This window comes from Parabacteroides sp. AF19-14 (genome assembly GCF_003635485.1).
GTDB lineage: Bacteria > Bacteroidota > Bacteroidia > Bacteroidales > Tannerellaceae > Parabacteroides > Parabacteroides distasonis.
Genome location: NZ_QTMJ01000002.1, coordinates 305,478 through 318,162, shown reverse-complemented (window position 1 = coordinate 318,162; position 12,685 = coordinate 305,478). Strand labels below are relative to the sequence as shown.

The following is a 12,685-nucleotide window of genomic DNA, read 5'->3' as shown; positions in this document are numbered from 1 at the left end:
GAAAATGAAGTCCCCTTGTCCCGGTTCAGACCGGATACGAGGGGACTTGAAAATACGATATGTCTATTGGTTTATTTCATTCTTCGGATATTGGCGTAATTGAAGCTATCGCTCAAGAAATCGTCCTCGCTGAATTTATAGCCTTGAGGGCCCCAGTTGCCCATGGCCAGCATAGCCAACATCGTCATTGGATTGAATTCGCTCATGTCGCCGCTAGCAGCCGCAAGGGAAACTGATTCCATTAACTTACGCATTGAGTGTTGATAGTTTTCGTTGATCACCATGTTGCGGTACAAGGCAAGGATTCCGTCTCCTTGCTCCTTACGGTTCCAAGTCAGTATATATGTACCGTCGTTGGCTTCCGCCTTGGCTTGGAGATCGGGCAGTTTGGCGGAGTTGGCGTCCGCTATGATAAAGGTTACGAAACCTTCCTTGTCCACTTTAGGCATTTCCTCGTCATAAATAGAGGCATACGAGTAGGTCTCGGCTGACCCAAGGCATATGGACCAGTATCGTACATCGGCGGTGGCGTATTCGCTTACGCTTTTAGGAGCCGTAGGAGGGATGAAACGGAAAGTAGCTACCTCCCCTTCGTTCAGTTTGATGCGGGCGAATAGGTATTCTGCCGGGCTGTTCGGGTACATTAGGCTCAGCGGGGCACGCATGAACGGGAGTTGCGGCAGGTCGGCGGAGAAATCCATCGGCGGCAAGTTCAACGATTCGTGGATGTTGCAGACCTCACGCTTCGGGAAATCTACTTCCTCACCTGTAGTCACATCGAAAGCTTGGATAGCAGGCATGTCCACGCCGCCATACTCATCGCCGCTATATTGTTTCGCCAAGTAAAGACGCATGAAAATGGAGACCATATTGACATCTTCCGGAAACTCGCATATGTTCTTCATCGAGGCACGTGCGCTGGCGGGGGTGTTAGCGGGAATGATGTAAATCGTATAGCCATTTGCTCCGTAGTCATCTGTTTCCTTTACATAAGGGTTGATGGAGCTGTCGTCGGGTTGGATATTTACGTCTTCAATGCTGGATACGTCTATTTGGGTCTCGTCGTTATAAACCGTGAAATTGAAGAAGCGTGACTTCGGGAACTTTCCAGTCAGACGAAGGCCGATGTTTGGATTATCTTTGTAAGAATAGGTGTATTCCCAATAATCGGCATAGATATCAGGAAAGGCCAGTAGGGTTTGATTGTCGCCCCGGAGCGTCTTGCCCCATTGTTCCTTGGGTTCCGGGTTGTTGATTTGAGGGGTATTCTCATCATCGTCGTCGCAAGCGGTGAACATACCCATAGTAAGGGCTACCAACATTAAGTAAAAAATCTTCTTCATGATTCTGTTCGTTAATTAATCTGTTTGTTATTAAAATGAGAGCGCAAAAGTATCTCATTTCCAATTAGGGTTGACCTATTGAAAATGAAATACCTTGGATAAGACCACAGAATCCTAGGAATGGAACAGCTAGAAGGGGTATCCGATAGCGAAGTGGTAACCCATGCCGTCCTTGAATTTCGGGATATTGTAATAGCCTTTCTTTCCGGTATCGTAAGGGAGGTGCAGACCGATACCCACGTCGAAACGGATGACGATAAAGGTGAGGTCGTAACGCAGGCCGAAGCCGGTTCCCAAGGCTAGATCCTTGAGGAAGCTACCCCATTTCAGTTGTCCGCCGGGACGATCCGGATCGTTTCGGATCAACCAGATGTTGCCGCTGTCGAGGAAGGTAGCCCCATGCAGGTCGCCAAGGATCGGGAAGCGGTATTCGAGGTTGGCCTCGAATTTAAGATCACCCGTACGGTCGATGTAAGCGTATTTATTGTTGTCGCTGTTCTGGTAGTAACGTCCGGGACCGATGCTGCGGATCGTAAAAGCACGGATGCTATTCGCTCCGCCGATGTAGAATTGCTCGTTATAAGGGGAGGTACGGGCGTTGCCGTAGCTATAAATAGCGCCGGCCATTAATCGGCCTACGAGATATTGCTTATGCCCGAGGGCGTAATTATAACGTATCTCGGCGGTTCCCTTGATGAATTGGGCGAAGGGGTTGCCGAGTAATTCCTTATCCTCTTTATTGAATTTCTTCCCGGCTAACGCATAAATCCCATCCAAGACAAGACCCGCTTGGGTAACGGATGCCTGCCACCAAAGATGGTTCCGGCGACTGGTAATCGGGGAATCATCATAGGTATAGGTATAGTTCATGGCCGGGATGAATTGATTTTGCAAACTCTTCTTTAGGGCCTTGTTCACGTTGGTAATGCTGTCGAACTCATGCGTGGTATGCTGGAGCAAGTTGAACGTCAGCTTGAAAGGGGTGATGGAATGATGAGACGTGGCGGTAGGCTGGAACTCATACGAGGCGTCACCACCGAATGCCAGCAACTTGAAGAAACGGGCCCGGTTCATCTGGTCCGCATAGAGGCGGAAGGTGGTGCTGGCCGGGAAATTCATGTCCCGTTTGCTGAATGTAGGGAACAATACCCGTGGGAAAGTCAGCGTGGTAGTCAAGCCTAACTCATAACTGTTGATCTTGGAGTTGCTACCATCCAGCTTGTTGCCGGTCTGCCATTCGTAAGAGCCGCGGAGTTTCACGCCGAAGGTCTCGCCCCCTCCGAAGACATTCCGTTTGGTCACGCTGAAAATGGCGCCCGGACCCACTTGGTCGTTGCTCTTGGCGGTAACGTTCAACTCGAGCTCGCCGTCCAATGGAAGATCGTAGACCGTATTGATCCGCAGATCCAGCGTATCTTGGCGGCGCATGGTATCACGGGGGGAATATTGCAACTCGGCATAACGGAAGATACCCAAGCGGGACAGGGCCGTTTGCGTCCGTTCCTGCGCCCGCTGGTTATAAAGTTCCCCCGGCTTGAAATATAAACGGTTGTAAATGACCGAGGGGCGAACCCTTAGCTTGCCCTCATAATGGATCGTAAGGTCCTTATAGCGGATCGAGTCCGTGGGAGTCTCATTCTGGTAGCCGTTTAGCCAGACGGATATATCCCCGAGTTTCCAAGGGCGGAGGGCCGAGGGAGGCAGGCTTTCCTTCGGGGCCACCCGTAAGGCCACTTTCCCGGGGTTCAACAAGGTATCCGCTTGATAGGTGATGAAATCGGGACGGAAATAGTAATATCCGTTGTTACGGAGCAAGGACGAGATGCGTTCCCGCTCGGCTTGCAATTGGACGACATTGAAATTCTCTCCTTTGTGGAGGATACGATCGCCGATCGTGGCATCGATCAATGAGTCGGCACGGTGACGGATATGGACGTATTGGATGCTGTCCAGCGTATACGGATCGTTCATGGTGACACTGTATTCCAGCTTCGCCTTCCGGGGATTCTTGGGATCGGGTATGACCTCGAAAGAAGTCTCTCCGTTGAAATAACCGTACTCGTTCAATAGGTTCCGGGCTACCTTGACGCGGACATCCGGGTTCACGGTGGTGATCAGCACCGGTTTCGACGCCAGTTTGTTGAAGATCCACTTGCCGACCTTCCCTTTCTTGTTCACGAAAGCGTTGTAGACCCACAGGCCGAAGGGAAAAGGTACCCGGATCGAGGAGCTTCCCAGCAAGGCGTTGTTGGGAGGATAGGCTAGGGCGGCCTCGACTTCTTCCAAAGCGGCTTCGCCGGGTTTGGTCTTATCCTCGTTCTTCACCTCTATTTTCTTGATACCGGTATATAGGACCGCTCCCTCGGGAAGGTTCTTCGTGGTGGAGCAAGAGGAGAGAAGAAGTACGGATAGGAGGATGCTCCCGGTGGCGACGTGCCATCCCCCGCTCGGGTTAGACGCTCTCCCTCGCCCGAGGGAGACATCCTCCCCTGCCCGAGGGAGACACTCTCCCCTGCCCGAGGGAGACATCCTCCCCCGCCCGAGGGAGTCGTCCCGCCTAAAATATATTAAAATGCTTTTCATTCCTTTTCATCATTTATGGGTTTCACTTTCGTTTTCTTGAAGTTGAATAACTCCCTGAGGTGCATCATTTTCTTGCGGAGCACGATACCGGCCCCGGTCTCCGTGATCTCGCCTTCCAGCAGGCTCTCGTAGTTCTTGTCGTGGAAGAGCTTGACGTAGCGGGAGCCGCTGCTGTCCAGCCGGTATTCGACGGATACGTTGTCGATGAACGGCTGCGCCTGCCCGTTGTTAATGTTCTCGCCGGTAGAGATACGGCCGCCTAGAACCACACGGATACGGTCATTATAGAATCGCTTGGCGAAGCGGAAGGAGTAGTCGGTACGGGTACCGCCTCCGGCGTCGCCATTATCGTCGTATGTCTCCATGCCGAAACTGATATCCACGGACTTCAAGGCGCTTCCGGCGATGTTGTTGATCTCGCTTTGCAAGAAGCTGGTCAAGGCGTCTCCCATATTCATGTTCACCTTGCCGCTGCCGCCACCGCCGCCGAGGTACATACCGGTCACGAGCATGCTGACAGCCAGCTTCGCCCGTTCCTCCGGACCTTTCGAGGTTAGTTCCTCTTGCATCGCCATGTCTTCCGGGGCGGTGAGGGTAAATTGCAACCCTAGGTTCTCCAGTTGTTGGGTCAGTTCGATGCCTACGTCGAAATTTACCAAGCGGGGCGATGATTGCCCGGTTAGGGTGACGGACGTACGGACTCGCTCGGTAGCCGTAAGGTTCAAGGTCGGGTCCATGGGGTTGCCCGTCCATTGCACGTAGCTACCCTCCTGTACGTTGAACTCCTTCAGCGGGATGACCGGGATGGAGTACTTGATGGTTCCGCCCGTCAGCGTGTAGCGTCCGTTCAAGAACATATCGCCTTGCGGGGTATACTGGAAGGAAAGGTCGCCGCCACCCTCCAAATTGATATGGTTGGACTGGTCGGGACTTAAATCCACGTTCGCTTGTACGGCGGGATCGATGTGGATCGTCATCAACATGTCCATGCCTCCCATCGGCAACGGGGGCTTACGAGGCATGCGCCGACGTAAGGTATCCGTGAAAGAGGTGAAGGTTACCATATCCGACATACGGTCTTGCACGGTCAGCGGGGAGTCTTTCAGCACGTAGGTGATATTCGTGCCGCCCAATAATTGCAAGTCCCCTCGCATGGTCAAGGCATCCAACGGCCCGCGTACGGTAGAATTCAGGTTGACGAACAGCTTTCCGTAGACAAGGCTTTCCTCGTTTTTCTTAACGTTCAGCAGTTGCAAGTTATTCGCCGTTAGTTTAAGATTGGCGGTCATGCGGGATAAATCGTTGAAATCCACTTCTCCGTTGATGATAAACGGATTCTTGTTGTATGCGTAAATACCATATTGGTTGAACAAGATTCGGTTGTTCTTTATCTCTATCTTCTTATCGTCGAAACGGAAGGTAGAACCTGCGGCGCCTACATAAACGGAGGCGGTATCGAGAATCAGATATCCCTCGGCCATGGGTTTATCGCTTTGTCCGCTGATAGCGAGCGTACCATCGAGGTCTCCGCCCATTTTCGCCATATCATCCGGGATGAACGGGTTGGCGATATCCAAGGGGAAGTGCATGAACTCGATATTACCGCTGATATGGTCGGTCTCGCCCATCTGGTATAAGGCGGTAATGGCACTCACCTCTTTCCGGTCCCGGAAAAGGTGCATATCCACTTGATGGTTCCCCTGCTCTAAAGGTAGATAGACTGCGTTGAACATGAGTTCGCCGACCCGCTCGTTCTCATAATACAGATCATCAATGTTCATATCCGCCACGACCATGAAGGCCGAGTCGGAAGGAGCGTACTGGAAATCGGCGTTCAATATACCTTTCATCGGCGGGATATAACTGAATGCGTTGGAGATAACCCCAAGGTCGATCTGGTTCAACTCGGCGTGGACTTCCTCCATCTCGTCACTTTCCGCTTGGGAGTGTATCCAGAGGGCGGCGTTATTATCTCCGCTGAGTCGTAGGTTCGCCTCGATATCCTTCATGCTGCGTACCACGACGTAATTATCCGGATTCAGCTTGAAAGGGCGGAACGCTATGATCGGGTCATCGGGGAAGAGATGGAACTTGACCCCGTTCTGTATCTTATCGGCCCGGATTCCGAGCAACAAGCCGGTCTCGCCTTTCCCGTCCTTGAAATAAAGGCGGGCGTCGCCGAAGCCATAACGTATTTGCCCGTCCAGCCCGGCGCTGAAAGGTTGTTGCTGCCTGTATTTATTCTTGATCACTTGGGCGCTATAGAGTAGTCCGAGCGAATCTTGGTGCATCTCCGCCCGGATGGTATCGATCTGCATCGTATCCCGTGCCAGATCGTAAATGGAGGCATCCATGCGTATACCCGTTTCCGGTGAGGTATAGGCGTTCATGGCGATGCTCTTGAAATCTACGTAATAGGTTTGGAGATAGTTGTAGATCGGATTGTCCTGTCCTGCCCGTACCTCGAGGTACATATCGGGGAGGAGCGGGCGAAGGATCTCCAGATTGACTGTCGAGTCCCGTTCCAATTGGAGGGTGATATCGTTCGATACCTTAGTCAACTTATCCGTGATGTGGTGTATGCAATCATTACCCGTGAGGATGATCCCTAAATCCCCGGCGTGGAAAGACACACGGGTGGTATCGATATCCGTCCGGGCATGCAAGGTCAGCGTTTTCGGCTTGAAACTTTGTTTCGGGGTGACGACCTCCCAGTTTCCTAACGTAACGTCGATCGTGTTATCTTCATCCAGATTACTTTCTGCCTCGGCGAAGAGCTGGAAAGAGGTGGCGAAGGGATTTGCCATTAAGTGCATACCCTGTAAATCCATGTTCTCTACATCCGCTATCAACATCGCTTTCACCTCGTGCTTGTGGAGGGTCGCGTTTAAGGAGACATCCATTTTCGCCAACGGGTATTTGCTAAGCAAGTCCACTTTCAGTAAGTTCTTTTCCAGAGAGCCATCGATGGATACGTCTGATACCGATGAGGCGCCATAGCGTATATCCGATATCTTACCGTCCAGTTTGGCCCATGTACGTTCAGAGAAAGGGTCTGTGCCCCGGCCTTCTGCTTTAACAGAGGCGGTCAGCCAAAATAGAGAGTCTTTGGGCATGAAATGAGTAGGTTCCAGACTGTCTATCCGTAAATTAGCCTCATAAGCCAGTTTTACCGGATTATAGCGGGCGGTCAGACCTACTTTACCTTTATCTTGGGTAAGAACAAGCTCGGTGCGGTATTCTTGATTTGCGACTGTAGCTTCCCCCTTCAACTGAATTCCGGCAGGAATGGCAAATTGATCCCGTTGGGAGGCGGGAAGCATCGCCAGCAAAAAGTCCAGATTACCGGATCGAGCCTTTAACTGAATCTCACCGGTTCGCCGGATGCTATCCGTCACGGACTCCATGCTACCCGTGACGTTCATCTGAAACGCTCCCGGCAGCATGATATCGCCTTGTGTGATACGTATACTGGAGAGGTTGCCTTCTACGCCAGCCGTAATAGCGAGAGGCTTGTCCGGGTAGGCTTTCTTGAAATCCTCCGGAAGAGAACCTGCCGCTATCAATAAATCCTCTTTCCCCAACGAGGCGTTTAACAGGGCTTTCATGCTACCTTGCGGATGGTCCTCGAGGGAGCTCCAAGGGATAGTCGCTGTCAATCTCACTTCGGAATTTGGTGTCTGGAGAAGTAGGTCCGGTACGTCTATCTGTTCATGGTCACTCCGGACATTTCCTGCCAATGCCGAAACCTTGAGGCCGGAACGTTCTTCCACGAAGAATTCTTTGATGTGGGCGTTTATTTCTTTTCCTTGATATAAGATGGAATCGATAGAAGTGTTCAGGTTCGTTAAACTAATATGGGAGAAATCGAGTCCTTGCTCGGGTGCCGCGTAATTCCCGTCATAAGCGAATGTAGAATTCGTTATGTCAAAGTTTCTCGCCTTATATTGTTCCGCTCCAAGATCTACGAGGCCGTTATTTAGCCCGGCTTTATTAACGAAAGCCGTAAGGCGTAAGGAATCCGAGGGCATTTGTAGGGCGAAGGCTACCCGGTCCAAACTGATTTTATCCAGCTTGAGTACCCAGTTCAGAGGTGTGGAAGTCGTGTCTTCTTTCGAGGTTGAATCATTTAATAGAAGGGTAATGGCGGTATCGGATAAATCTACGGTATTAAATGTAGCTTTCTCCTCGGACAGGTCTATACGATCGGCGTGCAGGTAAAGCTTTCCCAAGAATCCTTTGATTTCTATACCTTCAATCATAGTCCCGGTGTTAACCTTTACGTTCCGGAGGTCGATCGCCTCTACCAATACTTGCTTCCGCAAAAGAGGAAGGGCACGAACCCGTACCGTCAAGCTCTGTAAACTCAACAAGGTATCGGCGGGAGGATTTACGACCTCGACACCCTTAACCGTAAGGTCTAACGGGAAAGATAGCCTAATCTGCTCGATCCCGATTTGCATACCAGTCGCTTTTCCTGCGTATTCGGTCGCTTTCCGTACCGCGAAGTTTTGGAAAGGAGGTATATATAGTAATATAGAGAGTAACAATACCAATGCGATCGGTATTAGGCATATCACTCCTATCCGTTTAATCCATACTCTCATGTTGATACGTTTCTCTTTTTCTTATTTGTTTATTTGCTTGTTTTTATGACGATCGCTCCGTTTGCGCCTCTTACCCCGTATTCACCGGCGTCTTTCAATACTCTTAATTCCGAGACATCTTCCACGGGCATCGTGTTTAGAACAGATAGGTCCATCGGTATACCGTCTACCACTACTAGCGGGTCACTAGGACTGTTTAGGGAAACGCTCGCACGGATACGTACGGAACCATCGGCGAATGTTATGCCACTCATCCTTCGTAGCAGGCAATAGAGATCACGGCATCCGGTTTTCTGTATCTCTTCTTTATTCATAACGCTTGAGCTTACTATTTTGTTTCGTTCCCTTTCCATAATTTCTTTCAGGGCCTCATCCGGTTCAAAACTACGCTTTGCGTTGAATGTGCTATTCTCTAAAGTAATGGTTATATAATTGTATCCGTTGACTGGGACTTTGACTATATTTCTTGTTTTCTTAATAGTGACGAACAAGGTATCATTCAGGTTAGCCCCCGGGATGGTGAATACGCCATGTTTGTTCGTTTTCACGGTGATCGGATTCTGACTGCCTAGCGTGACCGGATAACGTTTGATTATTTTATCGCTGATGTCACGCAATACACCGACTAAAGTATCATTCTGTGCCAAAAGTATTTGACTGCTGAATGATAAGATGATGATTGAAAGATAATGTATTGTTTTCATAGCTCAATCTTTTTAGCTGAACATAACACAAAGATAATATAATATTTCTTAAAGGCAGAGTTTTAGGGCAAATTCGTAATAGGTATTATTTTTACGTTTCTATGTGGTCTCATTTGTCGCTAAAATGAGATTACTATAAATGGAAATCATTACATTTGCCAAAATAAAATGAACGGTATGGAATTAGATTTAGCCTATTTGTGTAAGGAGGTTCGAGAAATAGCTCGTGCTTCTGCGACATTCTTAAAAGAAGAACGCCGAAAGTTTGACCGGAACTTAGTGGAGGAAAAAAGTGCTCATAACTATGTATCTTATGTGGATAAAGAATCGGAACGACAGATCATAGAGGCTTTGTCTACTTTGCTACCCGAGGCTGGTTTTATCGCGGAGGAAGGCTCTGGAAGTTTGACTGATGAGGAATATTGTTGGGTGATCGATCCATTGGACGGTACTTCAAACTATATTCATGATATCGCGCCTTATTGCGTGAGTATAGCTTTAAGAAACAGGGAGGAATTATTGCTAGGAGTAGTCCATGAGGTGTGTAGGGACGAGTGTTTCTATGCCGTGAAAGGCGGTAAGGCTTACTTGGATGGGAATGAGATATATGTATCGGATGTATCAGTATTGGATAAGGCATTTATCGCATTGGGTTTCCCTTATAACTCTGATGCTTATCGTCCGGTAGCCGCTCATTTGGTTGATAGGTTGTATGGTTTTGCGGGAGGTACCCGTTTGATGGGATCTGCCGCCGCTGAACTGTGTTATGTGGCAGCAGGACGTTTTGATGCCCGTATAGAAGCCTATTTAGGCCCTTGGGACGTAGCCGCTGGTGCCTTGATTCTATTGCAGGCCGGAGGAAAAATATCAGATTTCAATGGAGGAGAGAACTGGGCTTCGGGTGAACAGGTAGTTGCCAGCAATGGCAAGATTCATTCTCTTGCGTTGTCTTTGTTGCCCTAATACTAGGGTAATCCTGCGTATTCTAGTGCTTCTGTGTGTATTTAAAAGGTAAAAGAGTTTAAACTTACTTCTTATTTGCGGGGTGTTTGATCCGTTTTGATTTTCAAAACAGATGGAGGAATACAAATACCCGTAAATCCTTGTATGTGTCTAATTCAGTAAAAATCAAGACTTTTAGGATTAGAGATTTTACTTACATTTGTGGAAAATAAAAATGTTACAGAGTATGAAAAACAATCTATACGTCTTTTTTCTGTTCTTTATTACTGGACTAATGTCATGTAGCCATCACTCAGGTTTATATGAACATGCGGAAAAGATAATGTCCCAACATCCCGATAGCGTTTTAACATTGCTATCAACAATACAAGATGTAAATGATCTTTCAGAAAAGGACCGTGCTATGTACTACCTACTTTTGACAGAAGCTCAAAATAAAACTTATGTCAAACCTACTTCAGATTCGTTGATCGCTATTTCTACTCAATATTTTGATAAAACCGAAGATTGGGGAAGAAAAGCGAAGGCTTGGTATTATAGAGGGAGAATAAACCAAGACCTAGGTGATGCTCTTCATGCGCAGGACTTCTATTTAAAAGCATTGCAAGAAGAGAGTGAAGTAGAAGATTATGCGCTACTTGGGCGTATATATAATAGTATAGGAATGTTGTATACTTATCAAGAAGTATATGAAAAAGCTATTCCATATCAAAAAAAAGCTTTGAATTGCTTTGAGACTTTAGGGGATTCTATTGGTCAGTCTTTTGCTTTGAGAGATATAGGAAGAGCTTTTACTATTTTGTCAAAAAAAGATAGTGCTATTATGTGCTATGAAAAAGCGCTTACTCTTGGAAGTCGATCTAGTAAGCTTTCGATATATAAAGAATTAGGTAATTTGTATATCGAAAAGGGAGAATATCCGAAAGGTTATTATTTTCTTAATGAGACATTAAAGTATCCATTGAAAGAGAATATGTTGGAATCAGTTTGTTTAGCGCTAGGCAAGTTGTATCAAAAAACAAGTCAGATAGATTCTGCATATCACTTTTTGAACATTTGTATACATAGTTCTAGGTTACAGACTCGAGCTGGTGCTTATTATTTTTTAGCGCAGTTAGAGAAAGAACAAAAGCGGTGGGAAAAATATGCCGAGAATCAAATGAGGTATGAGATGTTAAGAGATTCAATAAGCCTAGTGAAGCAAACAGAATCAATCCGAAGAGTCGAAAATATCTATGACTATCATCAGTCAGAAGCTAAATTATTGCATGCAACAATCTTACTGGAACGTATAAAGGTTAATAATTTATATATGTGTATGATTGTTGTAGGTTGTTTAATCGGAGTGTGTGTTGTCATTGTTGTATCATATATACAGTTAAAAAAGAAGAAAATACGTTTGCAAGAGCACCAAGATAGATTAGTCGCTTTAAAAAAGAAGCGGAAAGAAGACCAAGCCCGTATAAATGAAAATGAGGAAAAAATAGCTGATTTAGAAAGGCTATTACAACAATCTTCTGTTGCATATAGTGAAAAAGAGAAGGAACTTATGGCTCTTCAAAAGATGAAGTTAGAAGCTGAAATTCAACGCTTAGAATGTGTCAAAACAGAGAGCCAGCTTTTGATAGACAAGTTTTGTGTTTCTGATATTTATTATCGTTTCCACATTAAAGATGAATGGAGGCCTAAAGAAGAGGATTGGTGTCAATTATTTAAAGCGATAGACGAAGCATACGATAATTTTACCCATCGTTTAATGGGAGTAGCGCCAAAGTTGACTACAACAGAATTAAGAGTAAGTTGTTTGGTTAAAGCAAATGTACCTCCAGTTACTATTGCGATGTTGATAGTAACAACCCCGACAAATGTTTCTATGATTCGAAAACGTCTTTATGAGAAAATACATTCAGATACAGGGTCGTCTGAGAAGTTTGATAGGTTCATTCGTGAGTTTTAATTGTATTTGTGCATATTTTGTGCAATAGATATGCCTGTATTTTTGAAAGGATCGCTGTATGTTTGTTGCACAATTAATACACAATGTTATTATGAGAAATGTAAACCGATTTACCTTTTGTGCAATTTTATTTGCAATGTTATTAGTACAACCTTTGTTTGGAGATAATATTCCAACCGAAGGTATTTGGGATGATGAATATTATCGTTCCGTTAACACAAACCGTCCTCCAGTAGCATCAATCGAAGGAGACATCCTTTCCTTGAGCTTTGAAGATGCTTTATCAAACTTGACCGTATGTGTCATGAATGATGAAGGAGTGAAAGTCTATGAAGATGTTGTTTCTTCAGAGGCAGGTGGAACTTATTCTTTCTCTTTAGCGGGAGAAGCAAATGGCCAGTATCAGGTTGTGTTGTTACATCGGTTGGGACACTTGACCGGTAGCTTTACCTTGGAATAAAAAATTAAGAGGTTTTGTAAGAAGAAAGAGCTGTTAAGCTTCTCGGTAAAATGGGAAGCACAGCTCTT

General features: G+C 46.7%; 7 protein-coding genes. 3 read left to right on the top strand and 4 right to left on the bottom strand.

The window, feature by feature from the left end; all coding sequences use genetic code 11:
- Positions 1–71 precede the first annotated feature (71 nt).
- From DWX33_RS03035 to DWX33_RS03020, 4 genes are all read right to left on the bottom strand, one after another.
- Entirely contained in the window at positions 72–1,343 is a 1,272-nt protein-coding gene (locus tag DWX33_RS03035) for a hypothetical protein (RefSeq protein WP_005866630.1), read from the bottom strand.
- 129 nt (positions 1,344–1,472) lie between these two features.
- The gene (locus DWX33_RS03030) at positions 1,473–3,926 is read right to left on the bottom strand and encodes a BamA/TamA family outer membrane protein (RefSeq protein WP_005866633.1); all 2,454 of its coding nucleotides are present in this window, start codon (positions 3,924–3,926) and stop codon (positions 1,473–1,475) included.
- Positions 3,923–8,533 carry a translocation/assembly module TamB domain-containing protein gene (locus DWX33_RS03025; protein WP_122379818.1) on the bottom strand — a complete coding sequence of 1,537 codons (4,611 nt, stop codon included), beginning with the start codon at positions 8,531–8,533 and terminating at the stop codon, positions 3,923–3,925. Before DWX33_RS03025 ends, DWX33_RS03030 begins: the two co-directional genes overlap by 4 nt.
- Positions 8,534–8,562: 29 nt before the next feature.
- Positions 8,563–9,237 carry a TonB-dependent receptor gene (locus DWX33_RS03020; protein WP_122379817.1) on the bottom strand — a complete coding sequence of 225 codons (675 nt, stop codon included), beginning with the start codon at positions 9,235–9,237 and terminating at the stop codon, positions 8,563–8,565.
- 177 nt (positions 9,238–9,414) lie between these two features.
- Between DWX33_RS03020 and DWX33_RS03015 the strand changes: the two genes are divergently transcribed.
- The 3 genes from DWX33_RS03015 to DWX33_RS03005 all read left to right on the top strand — a co-directional run bounded on the left by DWX33_RS03015 (position 9,415) and on the right by DWX33_RS03005 (position 12,617).
- On the top strand, positions 9,415–10,200 hold the full coding sequence (locus DWX33_RS03015; RefSeq protein WP_122379838.1) for an inositol monophosphatase family protein: 786 nt from the start codon (positions 9,415–9,417) through the stop codon (positions 10,198–10,200).
- A 226-nt stretch (positions 10,201–10,426) separates the two neighbouring features.
- Positions 10,427–12,157 (top strand): tetratricopeptide repeat protein, encoded by a 1,731-nt coding sequence (locus DWX33_RS03010; protein ID WP_122379837.1) that lies wholly within the window; start codon positions 10,427–10,429, stop codon positions 12,155–12,157.
- Between the two features lie 91 nt (positions 12,158–12,248).
- On the top strand, positions 12,249–12,617 hold the full coding sequence (locus tag DWX33_RS03005) for a DUF3244 domain-containing protein (protein WP_122379816.1): 369 nt from the start codon (positions 12,249–12,251) through the stop codon (positions 12,615–12,617).
- Positions 12,618–12,685: the final 68 nt, after the last annotated feature.

Bases quoted from the DNA above. Each gene is read 5' to 3' on its own strand.
- DWX33_RS03005 (WP_122379816.1), top strand. From the start codon at position 12,249: ATGAGAAATGTAAACCGATTTACCTTTTGTGCAATTTTATTTGCAATG.
- DWX33_RS03010 (WP_122379837.1), top strand. From the start codon at position 10,427: ATGAAAAACAATCTATACGTCTTTTTTCTGTTCTTTATTACTGGACTA.
- DWX33_RS03025 (WP_122379818.1), bottom strand. From the start codon at position 8,533: ATGAGAGTATGGATTAAACGGATAGGAGTGATATGCCTAATACCGATC.
- DWX33_RS03020 (WP_122379817.1), bottom strand. From the start codon at position 9,237: ATGAAAACAATACATTATCTTTCAATCATCATCTTATCATTCAGCAGT.
- DWX33_RS03035 (WP_005866630.1), bottom strand. From the start codon at position 1,343: ATGAAGAAGATTTTTTACTTAATGTTGGTAGCCCTTACTATGGGTATG.
- DWX33_RS03015 (WP_122379838.1), top strand. From the start codon at position 9,415: ATGGAATTAGATTTAGCCTATTTGTGTAAGGAGGTTCGAGAAATAGCT.
- DWX33_RS03030 (WP_005866633.1), bottom strand. From the start codon at position 3,926: ATGAAAAGCATTTTAATATATTTTAGGCGGGACGACTCCCTCGGGCGG.